The organism is Amycolatopsis sp. NPDC051373 (assembly GCF_040689465.1).
Classification (GTDB): Bacteria; Actinomycetota; Actinomycetes; order Mycobacteriales; family Pseudonocardiaceae; genus Amycolatopsis.
In genome coordinates this window covers 111,919-129,364 of record NZ_JBFBAE010000018.1, presented here as the reverse complement: position 1 = coordinate 129,364, position 17,446 = coordinate 111,919, and the positions used below count along the sequence as shown (strand labels likewise).

The following is a 17,446-nucleotide window of genomic DNA, read 5'->3' as shown; positions in this document are numbered from 1 at the left end:
AAGCCGGGCGCGCGTGCACCAGACCACGGCGGCCGCGTTCGGTGACCGAAATTGTCGGTGGTCCCGCGCACAATGACGGCGTGCAGGTGATCACCGGCCAGGAGGAGGACTCCGGCTACACGATCTCGACGCCGGCGGGCACCTCCCGCGGGCTGTCGAGGTCCGACTGGGTGGCCGAGGTGCGGCGGCTCGAGGAGGCCGAGGCGCCGCGCTGGGTGCTGCCCTCGGTCGACGCGTTGTACCCGAAGCTCATCGACGCGGGCGTGCGGCTGGGGCGCTGCTACGACCTGGCCTTGGCGGAAGGCCTCCTGCTCGCGTACGAAGGGCGCGAGAGCGAGTCGCGCAGCCTGCGCGCGGCGTGGGCGCGGGCGCAGGGCGAGGAGCCACCCGACGACGGGCCCGCGTTCGGCGAGGCGGCTCAGCCCACGCTGTTCTCGCCGCGCGGACCGGGGCTGCCCGAGGGAGTCACGGTGGCCGACGCGACGCGGCGCGTGCTGGCGGAGCAGGAAAAACGCGTGGCTTCCGTCGCTTCGCCAGGCCGGATGCGGCTGCTGCTGGCGGCGGAGTCGGCGAGCGCGCTGGCCGCGGCGGAGATGTCGGCGGCCGGGTTGCCGTGGCGGGCCGACCTGCACCGTGCGCTGCTGGAGTCCCGGCTCGGTCCGCGAGTGCCGTCCGGACAGCGGCCGAAAGCGCTGGTCGCTTTGGCCGCGCAGATCACCGACGCGTTCGGCGGCCGGCCGGTGAACCCCGACTCGTCGCCGAGCGTCATCCGCGCGCTGGCCCGCGAGGGCATCGAGGTCCCGGCCGCGCGGAAGTACCTGCTGCGCGACATCGACCACCCGGCCGTCGCGCCGTTGCTGGAGTACAAGGAACTTTCGCGCCTGCACTCGGCCAACGGCTGGGCCTGGCTCGACGAATGGGTCACCGACGGCCGCTTCCGCCCCCACTACGTCGTCGGCGGCGTGGTCTCCGGCCGCTGGGCCACCCGCGGCGGCGGCGCGCTGCAGATCCCCAAGGTGCTGCGCACGTGCGTCCGCGCGGATCCCGGGTGGAAACTCGTCGTCGCCGACGCCGCGCAGCTGGAACCACGCGTCCTCACAGCGTTGTCCGGCGACCGCCGGCTGGCCGAGGTCTCGGCGGCCACGGACTTGTACGCCCGGCTGGGCGAGGCTCTTTTTTCGGGCGCCCGCTACGTTCCCCCACCGTCCGGTTCCTCGGACGACCGCTCCCGGGCCAAGATCGCCATGCTGTCCGCCATGTACGGCGGCACCTCCGGCGAGGCGGGACCCCTCCTCGCCCTGCTCCGCCAGCGCTTCCCCGACGCAGTGTCCTATGTGGAACAGGCCGCGGCCGCCGGCGAACGCGGCGAACGCGTGCGGTCCCGGCTGGGCCGCACCTCCCCCGCGCCATCCGCCGCGTGGCGCGCCCTCACCGGCGGCCTCGCCGACGACGAAGCCACGGAAACCCGCGCCCGCCGCGCCTCCCGCGGCTGGGGCCGCTTCACCCGCAACTTCGTCGTGCAAGCCAGCGCGGCCGACCTGACGGCCGTCCTCCTCGCCACCCTCCGCGGCCGCCTCCCCGCCCCCGCCCACCTCGTCTTCTTCCAGCACGACGAGGTGATCGTCCACACCCCGGCCGAACTGGCGCCCGCCGTGTCGGCCCTCATCGAGTCCACCGTGACGGAGTCGGCGCAGATGCTGTTCGGCGAGGCGTGTCCCGTCCACTTCCCCATGCAGGCACTCGCCGTCGACACCTACGCCGACGCGAAATAACCCACCCGAAGAAGGAGATTTCCATGGGAGCCTCAGGCTGGCACTACCGCGCGCCCTATGCCGGCAGCGTCAAAGCAACCCACAAATTCGTCCAAGCGCAACTCCTGTCCACCAGCGACTACCTCTGGCCTTGGGAGGACTTCGATCCCGAGTACGTCACTCCCGTGCCCCGGCCCAGAACCCTGGCAGACCTCGAAGCCGCCAAAGACTCCGAAAACTTCTGGGACGCCGGGACCCACTCGATCCTCGACACCCACGAGATCTCCGAAGCCGACAGCGTGGGAACCATTCGGCCGTTGAGCACCGCCGAGCTCACCGACGTGTTCGGCACCCACCAACCCTCGGTGGCCGACTTCGACCGAGTCTTCCGGCCCGGCCCCTCCGGCCCCCTCGCCGACTTGATGGGCGACCGCTGGACCGGCCGAAGCCTGGTGATCTACCAGAACGGCACGCCCAGCGAGGTCTTCTTCTGGGGCTTCTCCGGCGACTGACCTCAACCCTGAAACGTTCGGCTTTGTCGCCGGGTCACCCTGTGGTTGAGTTCCCTCATGCTCTACGACTACTTCACGGCCAATTCGGACAAGGAGGCCGCCACGGCTCTCGAAGCGCCCGGGGGTCCGGCAGCGCTCTTCCCCACGGCCGCGTTCAAGGGCATCGACCCCTTCATGCAGGTACCCCGCGCTGAAGCCTTCCTCACGGGCATCACCGAAGAAGCCGCCGCCGACAACCCCCGGGCCATGAAACTGGTCGCCGAAGTCGGTGGCAGCGAGGCCACCGTCGTCACCCTGACCGACGAGTTCCGCGACGCCCTCGCCGCCACTGACGAAACCCGCCGCCGGGAGCTGGCAGAGTTCTGGTCCCACGCCGAAGACCTCGGCGGCGAGGCCACCGCCGAAGACCTCCTCGCGGTCGTCGACGAACTCGCCGCGCTCGCCAAGCAGGCCAAGCCCACGAACGGGCGCCTGTACTGCTGGGTCGCCCTCTGAGCGTCAGTACCGCGTCGAGTTCTGCAGCAGCGGCGGGTACACCCCGTGTTCCTGCCCGTTCACGGTCGCGCCCGCGTAACGCAGCGTCGGGGCCATGCCGCGGTTCGGCTCGGCCGGGAAGTTGAGCTGCGGCGCCGAAACCTCGTCCAGCGCGGCGACCTGCTCGGCGCTCAACTTCAAGTCCAACGCAGCCAGATTCTCCGTCAGGTGCTCCACCCGCCGCGGCCCGATCAGCGTCGACGTGATCCCCGGCCGGCCTTGCACCCACGCCAGCGCCACCGCCGCCGGGCTCACGCCCAGCTCCTTCGCGATCCCCACCACCACGTCGATCACCCGGAACTGCTCCTCGGTCGGCCCCACCCCGAACGCCGCGCCGCGACGGGTGTCCGCCGCCGCGCCGTCGCGGGTGTACTTGCCGGACAGGAACCCGCTTTTCAACGGACTCCACGGCAGCATCGCCATGCCCGCGTCCTCGGCGAGCGGCAGCAGCTCGCCCTCGATAGTGCGTTCCAGCAGCGAATACTCCATCTGCAACCCGGCCACCGGCGCCCACCCGCGGAACTGGGCGATCGTCTGCGCCTTGGCCGTGAACCACGCCGGGGTGTCGGAGAACCCGACGTAGCGGATCTTGCCGGCGCCGACGAGATCGTCGAGCGTGCGCAGCGTTTCCTCGACGGGCGTGTGGCGGTCGTAGTTGTGCAGGTAGTAGAGGTCGAGGTAGTCGGTGCCGAGGCGGCGCAGCGAATCGTCCACCTGGTGCAGAATCGCCTTCCGACCGGCACCACCGCCGTTGGGGTCGCCGGGGTGCAGGTTGACGAAGAACTTCGTCGCCAGCACGACCCGGTCGCGCAGCCCCGGCGTCGCGGCGAGGAAATCGCCGACGATCTTCTCCGAATGCGTGTTGGTGTAAAAGTTGGCGGTGTCGATGAAGTTGCCGCCGCGGTCGAGGTAGGTCTGCAGGATCCTCTCGGACTCTTCGACACTGCAGCCGACACCGGTGTCCTCGCCGAAGTTCATGGCACCGAGGCAGAACGGGCTCACGACGAGGCCGGAGCGGCCGAGGTGGACGTAGGAATCAAGGCTCACGGGGGTTCTCCTGGCTCATCACGGGATTTCGTTGCCGTCCAATGACACCAGCGCCGGGCGTGGCACCGTGAGCCCGAAAGTCGTAGCCTCTTGCCTGATCCTGTCACGATCGCCAGTTGCCCAGCGGGCGCGGCCGTGGTCGAATCGAAGCGTGTCCCTCTCCGAGCTGCGCACGCTGATCACCCGCTACGCCGGCCGCACCGACCTGCCCGGCGGCGTGATGCTGTCGTGCGAACGCGCGCCCGCCGACCCGGCGGCCTCGCTGACCGGCCCGGTGCTCGCCGTCGTCGCGCAGGGCCGCAAGCGCATCGGCACGGGTGAGCGCACCTACGAGTACGGCGCCGGCCAGTACCTCGTGGTCACCGTCGACATGCCCGTGACCGGGCACTTCGTGGAGGCCAGCCCCACGGAACCGTTCCTGGGCGCCGGCCTGGTCCTCAAGCCGGAGGCCGTCGCCGCCCTCCTGCTCGAAACGGGCACCACGAACTCAGCCCCGGCCACCCCGTCGGCCATCACCGTGAGCGACGCGCCCGCCGAGCTGCTCGACGCGTTCGTCCGCCTGCTGCGCCTGGCCGACCACCCGGCCGACCGCCACGTGCTCGCGCCGCTCATCGAGAAGGAGATCCTCTGGCGCCTCGTCACCGGCGCCCAGGGCGCGACCATCCGCCAGATCGGCCTCGCCGACAGCAGCCTCTCGCACGTCGGGCGCGCCATTCGCTGGATCCGCGACCACCACGCGGAGTCCCTGCGCGTCGCCGACCTCGCGCGCCTCGCTGCGATGAGCGAGTCGTCCTTCCACCGCCACTTCCGCGCCGTGACGGCCATGACGCCCATCCAGTACCAGAAACACATCCGCCTCCAGGAGGCCCGCCTGCTCCTCCTCTCCCGCACCGACGACGACGTCGCGTCCATCGGCTACACCGTGGGCTACGACAGCGCGTCCCAGTTCAGCCGCGAATACCGCCGCCAGTTCGGTGTGCCGCCGGGCCAGGATTCGACGAGGCTGCGAGCGGGAATCGTGAACTGAATTCACCTGCCCCAGGCACCACACGGCGCAACGCGAAGAAATCCCTTCGGGGCAACAAAGGTCGCACAGCGTGCAGTTCACCCTTCGCCAACAGCGGCGAATTCCCTCGTGGGCAGCTATCGGACGAATGGCGAAGATCAGTAGCTTCGGTTCGCATGGTCAGAAAAAGCACGAAGAAGATTCTGCGGAGGCTGTGGGGCTACCTGATCCTCATCGCGGTCGGATTCTTCTGGCTGGTGCCGTCCGTCGGACCGGGCGTCATCGCGGTTCTGTCGGTCTTCGTCGTGCTGTATTGCCTTTTCCAGGCTCCGATGTGGTGCTGCGCTCCGACGAGGGCGGGCCAGTTCTGCCGCAACAACGCCAACGGCATCCTGCTCGGCTGCCACCTCCGGCAGCACAAGTTCGAGAAGCTCAAGCTCGCCGTGCGACAGCGGGCATGGAGCAAGGCCGCCGAGGCCGTCTTCAAGAGTGTCGGCGGTCAGGCCGCTACCTTTTCGGCGTTCGCCGGGATGGTGTCGGCAGGTGCGGCGACCGTGACGCTGGCTGTCAAATAGCCGCCAAGGCGTCATCCAAAGCTTTCGTGATGCGTTTCAGCGACACCGGATACGCCGTCCCGAGCGTCTGGGCGAAGAAGGACACCCGGAGTTCCTCGATCATCCACCGCACCTCCGACAGCGCGGGCGACGAAGTCCCCGCAGGCAGCGCGGCCAGAGCCGACCGGTACTCCTCCGTGATCCACGCGATGTCGGCGGTGCGCTGAAGGTCGCGGGTGGGCTCGGAGACGAGTTTGTCCAAGCGGCGCGAGATGCCCCTCAGATAACGCTCGACATCACGCAGCCGCGAAGCGCCCGTTTCCGTCACGAAGCCCACGTGGACCAGGCCGGAGAGCTGGGCTCGCATGTCCGCCAACGACTCGGCCGGGCCGCGGGTGTCGGGCAGGACCGACTCCACGTCGATGTCCGCGCGCAAGATCCGCTCGACGTCCGTCAGAACCGCAAGCACAGCGGGGTTCAAGCCGGCGCGGACGTGCTCCAGCAGCGAAGCGAAACCCGCCTCGTCCCAAGCCGGGCCGCCGTACGACGTCATCAACGAGTCCACCGCGCAGTCGACGCAGTCCTCCAGCAGGGCGGCGACGCTGCCGTGCGGGTTGCGGTTCAGCACGAGCTTGGAAGAGTTGGACAGCGACCGCGTGATGAACTTCATCGGCGAGTTCAGGTTCAGCCGCAGCATGCGCCGGGTGCCGGCCCACATCGCGTGCTGCTGTTGCCCCGGAGTGTCCAGCAGGCGGACGGCGACCGACGACCCCTCGTCCACCAAAGCCGGGTACGCCTTGACGTCGTGGCCGCGCTGGGTGGACGCGAAAACCTTGGGCAGGGAACCGAAAGCAGGCTGCGTGAGGCCGGCCTTCTCGATGCTGTTGGCGGCCTTCGAAATCGTCTCGCGCACCTTCGGGGCGAGGCTGAGCTTCAACGCCTCCAGGTCCTTGCCCTCGGCCACCTTACGGCCGCGGTCGTCGACCACGCGGAACGTCACCCGCAGGTGGTCCGGCACGGCGGACAGGTCGTAGGCCGACAGCGGTACGTCAACGGCACGCAAAGAAAACAGCTCGTCGGACAGGACCTCGATCAGCGGACCGTCCGAAGGCGATACTCGCGAAAGGACATACGCGGCCGTGTCGGGAGCCGGGACGAAGTTGCGCCGCAAGGCTTTCGGCAGAGACTTGATCAGCGCGGTGGCCAGTTCCAACCGCAGGCCCGGCACCTGCCAGTCGAACCCGTCGGGCGTCACCTGGTTGAGCACGGGCAGCGGGATGTGCACGGTGACGCCGTCGGCGTCCGCGCCGGGCTCAAACTGGTAGGTGAGCCCGAAGACCTGCGAGCCCTGCGTCCACGAGTCGGGGTAATCCGACTCGCGCACGCCGCCGGCGGTCTCGTTGATGAGCATGGACTTCTCGAACGACAGCAGGTCCGGGTCGCCGCGCCGCGCCTTCTTCCACCAGCTGTCGAAGTGGCGCACCGACACCACGTCGGCCGGCACGCGCTGGTCGTAGAACTCGAAGAGCGTCTCGTCGTCCACGAGGATGTCGCGGCGGCGAGCGCGGTTCTCCAGGTCCTCGACCTCGTCGAGCAGCGCGCGGTTCTCCGAGAAGAACTGGTGGTTGGTGTGCCAGTCGCCCTCCACCAACGCGTGGCGGATGAACAGCTCGCGCGACAGCTCGGGATCGATGCGCCCGTAGTTCACGCGGCGGTCGGCGACGAGCGGCACGCCGTAGAGCGTCACCTTCTCCACCGCCATCACGGCGCCCTGCTTGCGCTCCCAGTGCGGCTCCGAATACGACCGCTTCACGACGTGGGCGGCCAGCGGCTCGACCCACTCCGGCTCGATGCGCGCGTTCACGCGCCCCCACAGCCGCGAGGTCTCCACCAGCTCCGCCGACATCACCCAGCGCGGCTGCTTCTTGAACAGCGCCGAACCCGGGAACACGGAGAACCGCGCCCCGCGCGCGCCGAGGTAGTCACCCTTGGCCGGGTCCTTGAGGCCGATGTGGGAGAGCAGCCCCGCGATCAGCGACGTGTGCACGTGCTGCGGGTCGGCCGGTGTGGTGCTCAGCGAAATGTCCAGGGGCTTGGCCAGCTGGCGCAGCTGACTGAAGATGTCCTGCCACTCGCGGATGCGCAGGTAGTTGAGGTACTCGTTGCGGCACAGCCGGCGGAACTGGTTGCCCGTCAACGCTTTCTGCTGCTCGCTCACGTACTCCCACAGGTTGAGGTACGCGAGGAAATCCGACGTCGGGTCGGCGAAGCGCGCGTGCTGCTGGTCGGCCGCTTGCTGCTTCTCCGCCGGACGCTCCCGCGGGTCCTGGATGGACAGTGCCGCGGCGATGATCATCACCTCGCGCACACACCCGTTGCGCGCGGCCTCCAGCACCATGCGCCCCATCCGCGGGTCCACCGGCAGCTGGGCGAGCTTGCGGCCGATGTCCGTCAGCTTCGACGCGTCGTCCACCTCGAACGCGCCGAGCTCCTGCAGCAGCTGCACGCCATCGGTGACCTGGCGCCGATCCGGCGGCTCCACGAACGGGAACGCCGCCATGTCGCCGAGGCCGAGCGAAGTCATCTGCAGGATCACCGACGCGAGGTTGGTGCGCAGGATCTCCGGGTCCGTGAACTCCGGGCGCGACTCGAAGTCCTCTTCGGAGTACAGCCGGATACACATGCCGTCGGACGTCCGGCCGCTGCGGCCCTTGCGCTGGTTGGCCGAGGCCTGCGAGATCGCCTCGATCGGCAGCCGCTGCACCTTCGTGCGGTGGCTGTAGCGCGAGATGCGCGCGTTGCCCGGGTCCACCACGTACTTGATACCCGGCACGGTCAGCGACGTCTCGGCGACGTTGGTCGCGAGCACGATCCGGCGCCCGGTGTGGCGCTGGAACACGCGATGCTGGTCGGCCGACGACAGCCGCGCGTAGAGCGGCAGCACCTCGGTGTTGCGCAGGTCGAGGCGGTTGAGCGCGTCGGCCGTGTCGCGAATCTCGCGTTCGCCGGAGAGGAACACCAGCACGTCGCCGGGGCCCTCGCTCTGCAGCTCCAGGACGGCGTCGAGGATGCCCTGCGTCTGGTCGCGATCGGGATCGGCCTCGGGGTCGTCCGGGTCGATGAGCGGCCGGTAGCGGACCTCGACGGGGTAGGTGCGGCCGGAGACCTCGACGATCGGCGCGTTGTCGAAGTGCTTCGAGAAGCGCTCCGGGTCGATCGTGGCCGAGGTGATGATCACCTTGAGGTCGGGCCGGCGCGGCAGCAGCTGCTTGACGTAGCCGAGGATGAAATCGATGTTGAGGCTGCGCTCGTGGGCCTCGTCGATGATGAGGGTGTCGTACTGGCGCAGCATCCGGTCGGTCTGGATCTCGGCGAGCAGGATGCCGTCGGTCATCAGCTTCACGAGCGTGTCCTGGCCGGACTGGTCGGTGAAGCGGACTTTGTACCCGACGGCGTCGCCCAGCTCGGTCTTCAGCTCGCTCGCGATGCGGTCCGCGACCGTGCGCGCGGCCAGCCGGCGCGGCTGCGTGTGCCCGATCTGCCCGCGGATGCCGCGGCCGAGTTCGAGGCAGATCTTCGGCAGCTGGGTCGTCTTGCCCGAGCCGGTCTCGCCCGCGACGATCACCACCTGGTTCTCGGCGATCGCGTGGGCGATCTCGTCCTTGAGCTTGCTGACCGGCAGCTCTTCGGGGTACTCGATCTTGGGCACGCTCTCGCGCCGGCGCTGCACCCGCAGCTCGGCGGCGGTCACGTCGGCGGCGATGCGCTCGGCCACGGCTTGCTTGTCACGCGACCGGCGCGCGCCGTCGAGCCGACGGCGCAGACGGTGCTCGTCGCGCGACATCAGCTCGGGCAGCCGCGCGCGCAACGCCTCGAGGGGGAATTGAGTGGACATACTTGTTTCGAGGATAGCGGTGCGTGACAGGCCTGGCTCCTGAATATGCCCGGCGTCTCCCGTCACACCCGCAGCCGGACCAGCCGGGCCGGCAACAGCCAGGTCAGCCGCTCCGAACGCACCGCCGCGAGCGGCCCGATCACGGCCAGGAGCAGCACATATCCCGCGACGAACGGGGCCACTCGCTCGTCGAGCCCGGCCGCCACCGCGAGCGTCGCGAGAACCAGCGAGAACTCGCCCCGCGTGAGCACGGTCAGGCCGATGTTCACCCCGGCCTGGCGGTCGAAGCCGTGCAGCCGGGCGGCGAACGCGCCGGCGGCGAGGTTGAGGACGAGCGTCAGCGCGACGGCCGCGAGAACCGGGACCACGACCGTCCCCACGGCACCCGGGTTGATCGAGAGGCCGAAGATGAAGAAGAACAGCGCCCCGAACGCGTCGCGCAGCGGCAGCACCAGCTTGTGCACGCGCGGGGCGACCTTCGAGCCGCCGAGCATCATGCCGACCATGAACGCGCCGATCGCGTCGGACACGCCCACCTTCTCGGCGACGGCCGCGCCCAGCACCGCGACGCCGACGAAACACACGGTGAGCAGCTCGTCGTCAGCCGAGCCGAACAGCCGCGACACGAGCCGGCCGCCCCAGCGCGCCAGCGCCGCGAGCACGAGCAGGAAGCCGACTGCCTTGCCGAAGTCGGCGAGCGCCGCGCCGAAGCCGTCGGCGCCGCTGAGCACGGGCTGCAGCAGGGCCAGGTAGAGCGCGAGGAACAGGTCTTCGAGCACGATCACGCCCATGATCAGGCGGGATTCGGGGTTGGCGGTGCGGCGCGTTTCGAGCAGCAGCTTGGTCACGATGGCCGACGACGAGATGCCGATCGCCCCCGCGATCACCAGCGCTTCGCGTGTGCCCCAGCCCAGCGTGAACCCGAACGCGAGCCCGCCGCCGACGTTGAGCACCAGGTAGCCCAGCCCCGCCGCGGCCAGGCGTCTGCCGCCGCGCGCGAGGTCGTCGAGCGAGAACTCGAGGCCGAGGTAGAACAGCAGGAACACGAGACCGAGCCCGGCCAGGACACCGAGCTCGGCGGGGTCGTCCACAAGCGACAACCCGGGCGTGTGTGGGCCGAACACGAAGCCGGCCAGCATGAACAACGGGATCGTCGGCAGCCCGATCCGCGCCCCGACGCGCGCGACGACCCCGGCCGCCAGGAACGCACCGCCGACGGCCAGCAAGGCATGACCGTTGGTCATGGGAAACCTCCAACAGCTGAGTACGGGTGAGGGGACGGCGTACTCAGCCGGCGGGAGGCGCGCGGGCGGGTGCTTTCGGGTCGGACCGGTGCTCCGCGGTGGTGGTTTCGTCGACGAGCGTGGTGCTTGTCGTGGCCGGCCGCTGTTTCTTTTGCTCCGGCGGCGTGGCGTCCGGGATCGGTTGCGCGGCAACGAAGTGCGGCGACTGCTGGGCAACCAGCACCGGCTTCGCGTCCTCGTGCGACAGGCCCGGGTGCACCGGCCCGGGCGCGGCGACGCCGAGGAGCAGCAACGCGGCGAGCAGGACACTGAGGATGGACCGGTGCCGTGGCGCGGTGGCGGCGGCAGCAGTCATCGTCGGGTCAGTTTACCATCTCTTTAATATTGATCAGGGGATCCACAGTGGACGCTGGTGACCGGGAGTGGCCGGATAGCGTTGCCGTCATGTCCACCGACGCGTGCAGGTGCATGGTCTGCCTCGACTACGGCGACCGCGACCGCCTCGGCTCCGTCGACGCCCGCCTGTTCGAGCACATCGCCGACCCGGGCTGGGGTCTGCTGGCCATCCCGGAGGACGAGGTCAGTGCCGGGTGGACGTTCACGATCGGGCTGTGGCACTCGTTCCGCGTGCCGGAGCTCGCCGTGTTCGGACTGGAGCCCCAGCCCGGGATGGGGCTGCTCAACGTGATCGGCGAGCAGGTGGCCGCGGGCCGGCGACCGGCCGCCGGTGACGAGCTGGACGACGTCCTCGAATCCGGCCGCCTGGCGCTGCGGCCGGTCGACGAGGGCTGGCACGACGTGTTCTTCGGGACGGCACAACGCTTCTACCGCGCCACCCACCCGGCCGTCCCGTTTCTGCAGGTGCTCTGGCCCGATCGCGACGGCCGCTTCCCGGCGCAGGACGAGTTCGCTCCCGAACTCGCGCTGAGGCAGCCTCAGCTGTGGCTCAGCCCACCCCAGCACGCGAAGGGGCCCTGGACCGCCGACCTCTGAGCGCCGTCACGCCGAGCGTTCCGCCGCCACCTGTTCGCGCACGTCCGGGATCGTCTCGGCGATGAACACGTGCGACGCCCGGTCGTCCGCGCCAGAGAGGACGAAGGTGTCGAAGCCGCCCGCGAGGGCGAAGTCGGCGAGTTCCGAGGCGGTCGGGGTGGCGCCGACATTGAGGACGCGGCGGATCGACGCCGGGTCGCGGCCGGCGTCGAGGGCGGCGGTGTCCACGGCCGCGGCCATGCGGAGGGCTTCGGCCGGGTCGTCGCGGAGGCTGACGACCCAGCCGTCGGCCAGGCGGCCGGTGAGGCGCAGCGCGCGGGGGCCGTACGAGCCGAACCAGAGGCCGATGGGACGCGTCGGCACGGGGCCGGAGTGGGCTCCCGCCAGGGTGTGGAAGCGGCCGTCGAAGCGGAGGTTGTGCTCGCCGCTCCAGATCTTGCGGATGACGGTGATCGCCTCCTCCTCGGCGGCGAGCGCGTCGCCCGGGGTTCGGCGCGGGCCGCCGTAGGCGACGATCGCGTCCCAGAACGCGCCGGCGCCCACGGCGAGGTCGAAGCGGCCGCCCGACAGCAGGTCGAGGCTGGCGGCGGCCTTCGCGAGCACCGCGGGGTTGCGCAGCGGCAGGTTGGCGACGTCGGGGAACACCCGGATCTTCGTCGTCGCGCCGAGGAGCACGCCCATGAGCGCGAAGGTCTCCACGTACCGGCGCTGGTAGGGGTGGTCCTGCACGGCGAGGTGCTCGAACCCCATCCGTTCCAGCTCGCGCGCGTGCTCGACCAACGGGTCGGCCGCGTTCGGCACCAGGAAGTAGCCCGTCGAGATGTCCCGCCCGAAGTCCGTCACCACGCGTTCAACGACCCCGGACGGGCGGAGATTCCGGCCCTGAAGTGACCCGGCGGTAACCTCGGGACCGGACCTTCGGGAGGCACGCGCATGGCCGACTACGACCTGGTGCTGTTCGGCGCCACCGGCTTCACCGGCACGCTCACTGCGGAGTACCTCGCGCGTTCCGCCCCGCCCGGCTGCCGCTGGGCGCTCGCGGGCCGCAACCGCGCCAAGCTCGAGGACCTGCGCACGCGGCTGGCGGCGATCGACGAGCGTCTGGGCACGTTGCCCCTGCTCAGCGCGGACATCGCGGATCCCGACTCGCTGCGCGCGGTCGCCGCGTCGGCGAAGGTCGTGGCCACCACGGTCGGGCCGTACCTGCACTACGGCGAGCCGCTGGTCGCCGCGTGCGCTGCCGAGGGCACCGATTACGTCGACCTCACCGGCGAGTCCGAGTTCGTCGACCGCATGTACCTCGCCCACCACGCGAAGGCCACCGACACCGGCGCCCGGCTCGTGCACAGCTGCGGCTTCGACTCGATCCCGCACGACCTCGGCGCCTGGTACACCGTGCGCCAGCTGCCCGAGGACGTCCCGCTGCAGGTCGACGGCTACGTCCGCGTCGGCGCCATGCCCTCGGGCGGCACCTTCCTCACGGCGATGACGGCGTTCTCCCGCCAGCCCGCCGCCAACCGCGCGGCCAAGGACCGCGCGGCGGCCGAACCACCACTCGCCGGCCGCCGCGTGCGCACCCCGATCGGCGGCCCGCACCGCGTGCCCGGCACCGGACAGTGGGCCGTGCCGCTGCCGACGATCGACCCGCAGGTCGTGGGCCACTCGGCGCGAGCGTCCGCGCGCTACGGCCCGGACTTCCGCTACCGCCACTTCGCGGCCTTCTCCGGCCTGCCGTCGGTAGCGGCCGCGACAGCCGGCGCGGGCGCGCTGTTCGCCGCCGCCCAGCTGGCCCCCGCGCGCGAGGCGCTGTCGAAGCTGCTCGCGCCGGGCCAGGGACCCAGCCTGGCGCGCCGGGCGAAGTCCTGGTTCACCGTCCGCTTCACCGGCTCAGGCGGCGGCGAGCACGTGACCACCGAAGTCTCCGGCGGCGACCCCGGCTACGACGAAACGGCGAAGATGCTGGCGGAATCGGCCCTGTGCCTGGCTTTCGACGAGCTGCCCACCACCGCCGGCCAGGTCACCACGGCGACGGCGATGGGTGACGCGCTGATCGAGCGGCTGATGCGGGCGGGTATGTCGTTCAGGACTTTGTGACGTAAAGTCCTTTGTGGAATTACCATAGTCCACAAAGACCCGAACCCGGTTCCGTAATCCCTGGCCCCAGCAAACTTCAGGTTCTGCAAAGCAGCGACTTCGCGACTTGGGAGGCGGCGGGCACCAGACTGTCCCACAGTGATCGTGGCTCGGAAATGCTTTGGTGGAGCCAGATTCCCCAGATCTCCACCGCCAGCGCAGTGCGCACCTCGGCCGAGGTCGACCGCCACACAGGAATTGCTTCGCACCACCGGTCGGCTTCCTCGACGCCATGCCTCGCGGCGACCAGTCGCGCGAGGAGGAACGCGACATCGACCGGCGCGGCACCTTTGCGGGACCACGCCCAGTCGATGACCACGGCACGCTGGTCGATGAGCATGTTCAGCGAGTGCAGGTCGGTGTGGAGCAGATCGTCGCCATCGGCGGCTTCGAGGGAGCGGGCTTCCCAGGTGATCAGCTGGTCGAGGTGTTCCCGCGTCCAGTCGTCGAGGACTGCGGTCGGGTCTTTGGCCAGTCGGCGCCAGGGCGCGAGCCGGGCCCACTGCTCGGCCAGGCGTGGAGCGGGTGCGGCGGAGTTCGCGAGCTCCGTGGTGAGAATGGTGACGGTGTCGGCCACGGCGTCGAGGTCGGGTGATCCCGGTGAGAGATCGGCGTGGTGACCGCGGACGTGGTCGAAGCCGAGAAGCAACCACTCATCGGCTTCGGTCCGCCAGCGCAGACGGGGCGCGATCGCCGGGGGCAGCCACTCGTTGATGTCCGCCTCGTGGCGGTGCATCCGGCCGCGGCTGCCCTCGGCGTCGCTGATGCCCTTGCAGAACACCTCGCCCCGCTCGGTGTGCAGCGTCGCGGAGAAGTCGGAGTTGCGGCCGGCCGTGGGGAGCTCAATCCGCGCGGCCAGTCCGGCTTCTCGCTCGATCGCCACCCGCACCGATGCGGGAAGGTCGTCCCAGGAAGAGCGGGGCATCAGGCGGGTCGCTCCTTAGCGCGGCGGGGGCGGCGGGTCGTTGTGGCAGCCATTGTGACAGCCGGTGCACGTGCTCACCGGTGCACACGGCCACAGCTCGTGATCGACGGCGAACCCTGCGGCCTCGATCGCTCGCACCGTGCGGGACAGCACCACGCGAGCGGTCTCACCGGTTGCGTCGGGATCGCCGGGCTCGGTGGGAACGTGGTGGATGAACCGGCCGGCGACCTGGTCGCAGAACAGCGCGTAGTCGCGGGTGTAGAGCAGGAAAGCGTGCCAGCCGAGGTCGACCTGCTCGCTCGGCGCGAGCAGGCCGCCGCTGTTCCCCGCGCACGCGCCGAGGTAAGCGAGCGCCTGATCGACGGTGCGCTCGGCGAGGCGTTGGTCCAGGTGGTCTTCGGCGACGACGCGGCGCACGAGCGTCGCGAACAGCTCGTCCGAGATCAGTGAGCGCCCGCTCGCGCGTTCGGTGACGACAGCGGTCATCAGTACATCCCTCCGTAGGAATGATCCGGATTCGTGCAATCCGCACGTGGGATTGATCTTGATTCCCCGTCCGGAGGCCGAGGAGGCCGGCGACGAGGGATTCACGGGGAAACCCGGGGCAGCCGACGCGCAGCTCGTGCTTCACCGGTCGCCCCTTGATTACACTTCGTGTAGGTGGGAGGGGGTGTGATGACCGAGCCGAATCGGCTGCTTCGCGCCGCGCGCGAACGGCTTCCCTCCCCGACCGCGCCCGGCGAGCACGCGAGCCGCAGCGACGTCGCCGATGCCGTCAACGTGTGGCTCTGGGAGAACACCGGCAAGCGGCACGCCCTCGACGCCCACTACCTGGCCAAACTCGAACGAGGCGTCGCCCGGTGGCCGAACGCCGCCTACCGCTCCGCGCTCCGGCACGTGCTCGGCGCACCCAACGACCGTGCACTCGGCTTCGCCCCGCCTCGCCGGGCCGCCACCGGTCCGGTCACACCGCCAGGCCAGCCGGCGCACGGGTGGGATCCCACTGCCGTCGTCGACCACGCCCAGCTCGTAACGGAACAGGACTTGACCACTCACACCCGCCGCCACGTCCTGACCAGCGCGGCTCTGCTCGCGGGCACGGCGCTGGCGACGGAGCTGCAACCCTTTCTCTTCCCACTGGAACTCAGAGCTCGCCACGCCGGCGAGAGCTACACCGGCGACGAGCTCGACGTCGCCGAACAGTTCGTCGCCGTGCTGCGTTCTTGGAGCACGAAGCACAACGCCATCTCCTGGCAGACGGTCGTCGCCCAGCTCAACGCCCACACCCGCCGACTACGCGCCGCGCCGCAGGGCCGGCCGGAAACCCTCCGCGGCTTCCGCGTCGGAGCCGAGCTCGCCGACATCGCCGCGACGATGGCCTGGGACACCGCCCGCCACGCCGACGCCCAGCGCTACTTCATCCTCGCGGCCAAGCTCGCCCACGCCGCGCGCGACGACGGGCTGGCCGCCGTCGCACTGTGCTCGCTCGCCCGGCAGTGCTTCGACCTCGGCCGCGGCGCCGAAGGTCTCGAGGTCGTGCAGCTCGCCCAATACCGCACCCGCCGCACCGCCTCACCACGGCTGCGAGCGGTGCTCGCCACCCGCGAGGCCTGGGCGCACGCGCTGCACGGTGACGCCCGAGCTTTCCGCCGCGCCGTCGGGCTGGCCGAGGACTACTTCAGCGAAGGTGCGAACGAGACCGACGCGCGAACCCCGTCCACCCGAAGCCTCGACGAGGCCGAACTGGCCGGCACGATCGGCGCCCGCTTCCGCGACCTCGCCCGCTTCGACCCCCGCCAAACCCGCCCCGCGCAGGACTACCTCACCCGCGCGCTCCAACTCCGGGCGCCCGAGCGGGTACGCAACCGAATGTTCGACACCATCAGCCTCGCGCGTTCGCACCTGATCAGCCGCGAGCCGGATCGAGCCGGCGAGCTGATCATCGAGGTACTGCCGGCGGCCGCCCAGTGGGCGTCCGGCCGGGTCGGCACCAAGCTCCAGGACTTCCGACGCGAGTCCGCGCCGTTCGCTACCGTGCCTGCCGTGCGCGACGCCCGCGAGGCGATCGCCGACCTGATCGCCGCTTGAAAGGGAACCTCGTGCCGCGTATCGGAATCACCGGGCACTCCAACCTGGCCGAGGCGGCGATCCCCGTCGTCGCCGACAGCATCAAGAACGCCCTCGCGAACCATCGGCCCGAAGACATCGCCGGGGTGACCTGCCTGGCCCGCGGAGCCGACCAGGTCTTCGCCCGCGTCGTGCTGGAACTCGGCGGCACCGTCGAAGTCGTGCTCCCCGCCACCAGCTACCGCGAACACACAGTGAAACCGGACAATCTCGCCGAGTTCGACGAGCTCCTCGCCAAGGCCACCACCATCACAACGCTGCCGTTCGACGAGTCCAACCGAGCCGCGTACATGGCTGCCAGCGAACACGTCCTCGGCACTGTCGACAGCATGATCGCCGTCTGGGACGGCGGCCCCTCCGGCGGACACGGCGGCACAGCCGACGTCGTCGACGCCGCCCGACAACGCGGAGTCCCCGTGACCGTGATCTGGCCGGCAGGCGCACACCGCCAATAGCCCACCTCCGCTCACCCGACTTCCGGCACCCTTCACAAGGCCAGCAGAGGGAAGGCTGCCCCATCCCCACGTGCGCACCGTTTCTGCGCACTCGAAACTGATTTCCACACCGGACGTTCGACGTGAAGAATGTCCTTTGCGGATAGCCAAAGCTCACTGACGAGCAGACAACTCTCGAGCACGGAACAGTTTCCCGATCACCGGAACCCTGTACCACCCTCCGGGCAACAGATCCCGCCGCGTGTTCACATCCGCGAAAACCCGATCTGC

At 70.0% G+C, this 17,446-nt stretch carries 16 protein-coding genes; 9 read left to right on the top strand and 7 right to left on the bottom strand.

Annotated features, from left to right (window positions below):
• Window positions 1-80 precede the first annotated feature (80 nt).
• Genes AB0383_RS30660 through AB0383_RS30650 form a run of 3 tightly spaced genes read left to right on the top strand, consistent with a single transcriptional unit; the run spans window position 81 to window position 2,758 of the window.
• Window positions 81-1,772 (top strand): bifunctional 3'-5' exonuclease/DNA polymerase, encoded by a 1,692-nt coding sequence (locus tag AB0383_RS30660; RefSeq protein ID WP_366189208.1) that lies wholly within the window; start codon window positions 81-83, stop codon window positions 1,770-1,772.
• Window positions 1,773-1,795: 23 nt separating this feature from the next.
• Window positions 1,796-2,263 carry a hypothetical protein gene (locus AB0383_RS30655; RefSeq protein ID WP_364178750.1) on the top strand — a complete coding sequence of 156 codons (468 nt, stop codon included), beginning with the start codon at window positions 1,796-1,798 and terminating at the stop codon, window positions 2,261-2,263.
• Window positions 2,264-2,320: 57 nt separating this feature from the next.
• Window positions 2,321-2,758 carry a hypothetical protein gene (locus tag AB0383_RS30650; RefSeq protein ID WP_364178747.1) on the top strand — a complete coding sequence of 146 codons (438 nt, stop codon included), beginning with the start codon at window positions 2,321-2,323 and terminating at the stop codon, window positions 2,756-2,758.
• Between the two features lie 3 nt (window positions 2,759-2,761).
• Here the strand turns inward: AB0383_RS30650 and AB0383_RS30645 are convergent, their stop codons facing one another.
• Entirely contained in the window at window positions 2,762-3,844 is a 1,083-nt protein-coding gene (locus AB0383_RS30645; RefSeq protein WP_366189207.1) for an aldo/keto reductase, read from the bottom strand.
• A gap of 151 nt (window positions 3,845-3,995) precedes the next feature.
• On the opposite strand from AB0383_RS30645, the gene AB0383_RS30640 reads away from it, so the two are divergent.
• Both AB0383_RS30640 and AB0383_RS30635 read left to right on the top strand, forming a co-directional pair.
• Window positions 3,996-4,871 (top strand): AraC family transcriptional regulator, encoded by an 876-nt coding sequence (locus tag AB0383_RS30640; RefSeq protein ID WP_366189206.1) that lies wholly within the window; start codon window positions 3,996-3,998, stop codon window positions 4,869-4,871.
• A gap of 155 nt (window positions 4,872-5,026) precedes the next feature.
• Window positions 5,027-5,425 carry a hypothetical protein gene (locus tag AB0383_RS30635; protein ID WP_364178738.1) on the top strand — a complete coding sequence of 133 codons (399 nt, stop codon included), beginning with the start codon at window positions 5,027-5,029 and terminating at the stop codon, window positions 5,423-5,425.
• On the opposite strand, the gene hrpA is transcribed toward AB0383_RS30635, so the two are convergent.
• The 3 genes from hrpA to AB0383_RS30620 all read right to left on the bottom strand — a co-directional run bounded on the left by hrpA (window position 5,418) and on the right by AB0383_RS30620 (window position 10,898).
• On the bottom strand, window positions 5,418-9,299 hold the full coding sequence (gene hrpA, locus AB0383_RS30630) for an ATP-dependent RNA helicase HrpA (RefSeq protein ID WP_366189205.1): 3,882 nt from the start codon (window positions 9,297-9,299) through the stop codon (window positions 5,418-5,420). The two genes, AB0383_RS30635 and hrpA, sit on opposite strands and share 8 nt — an antisense overlap.
• Before the next feature lie 62 nt (window positions 9,300-9,361).
• Window positions 9,362-10,543, bottom strand: coding sequence for a cation:proton antiporter (locus AB0383_RS30625; protein WP_366189204.1), 1,182 nt, complete (start codon window positions 10,541-10,543; stop codon window positions 9,362-9,364).
• 43 nt (window positions 10,544-10,586) lie between these two features.
• Window positions 10,587-10,898 (bottom strand): hypothetical protein, encoded by a 312-nt coding sequence (locus AB0383_RS30620; RefSeq protein WP_366189203.1) that lies wholly within the window; start codon window positions 10,896-10,898, stop codon window positions 10,587-10,589.
• An 89-nt stretch (window positions 10,899-10,987) separates the two neighbouring features.
• Between AB0383_RS30620 and AB0383_RS30615 the strand changes: the two genes are divergently transcribed.
• Window positions 10,988-11,536 carry a DUF4262 domain-containing protein gene (locus AB0383_RS30615; protein WP_366189202.1) on the top strand — a complete coding sequence of 183 codons (549 nt, stop codon included), beginning with the start codon at window positions 10,988-10,990 and terminating at the stop codon, window positions 11,534-11,536.
• A gap of 6 nt (window positions 11,537-11,542) precedes the next feature.
• Here the strand turns inward: AB0383_RS30615 and AB0383_RS30610 are convergent, their stop codons facing one another.
• On the bottom strand, window positions 11,543-12,379 hold the full coding sequence (locus tag AB0383_RS30610) for an LLM class flavin-dependent oxidoreductase (protein WP_366189201.1): 837 nt from the start codon (window positions 12,377-12,379) through the stop codon (window positions 11,543-11,545).
• Window positions 12,380-12,469: 90 nt separating this feature from the next.
• Between AB0383_RS30610 and AB0383_RS30605 the strand changes: the two genes are divergently transcribed.
• Entirely contained in the window at window positions 12,470-13,630 is a 1,161-nt protein-coding gene (locus tag AB0383_RS30605) for a saccharopine dehydrogenase NADP-binding domain-containing protein (protein ID WP_366189200.1), read from the top strand.
• A 76-nt stretch (window positions 13,631-13,706) separates the two neighbouring features.
• Here the strand turns inward: AB0383_RS30605 and AB0383_RS30600 are convergent, their stop codons facing one another.
• Window positions 13,707-14,594, bottom strand: coding sequence for a phosphotransferase (locus AB0383_RS30600; protein WP_364178719.1), 888 nt, complete (start codon window positions 14,592-14,594; stop codon window positions 13,707-13,709).
• 15 nt (window positions 14,595-14,609) lie between these two features.
• The gene (locus AB0383_RS30595) at window positions 14,610-15,080 is read right to left on the bottom strand and encodes a hypothetical protein (protein WP_366189199.1); all 471 of its coding nucleotides are present in this window, start codon (window positions 15,078-15,080) and stop codon (window positions 14,610-14,612) included.
• Window positions 15,081-15,269: 189 nt separating this feature from the next.
• Between AB0383_RS30595 and AB0383_RS30590 the strand changes: the two genes are divergently transcribed.
• Together AB0383_RS30590 and AB0383_RS30585 are read left to right on the top strand one after the other, a co-directional pair.
• The gene (locus AB0383_RS30590) at window positions 15,270-16,682 is read left to right on the top strand and encodes a hypothetical protein (protein WP_366189198.1); all 1,413 of its coding nucleotides are present in this window, start codon (window positions 15,270-15,272) and stop codon (window positions 16,680-16,682) included.
• 11 nt (window positions 16,683-16,693) lie between these two features.
• Window positions 16,694-17,176, top strand: a complete 483-nt coding sequence (locus tag AB0383_RS30585) for a hypothetical protein (protein WP_364178710.1) — start codon at window positions 16,694-16,696, stop codon at window positions 17,174-17,176.
• Window positions 17,177-17,446: the final 270 nt, after the last annotated feature.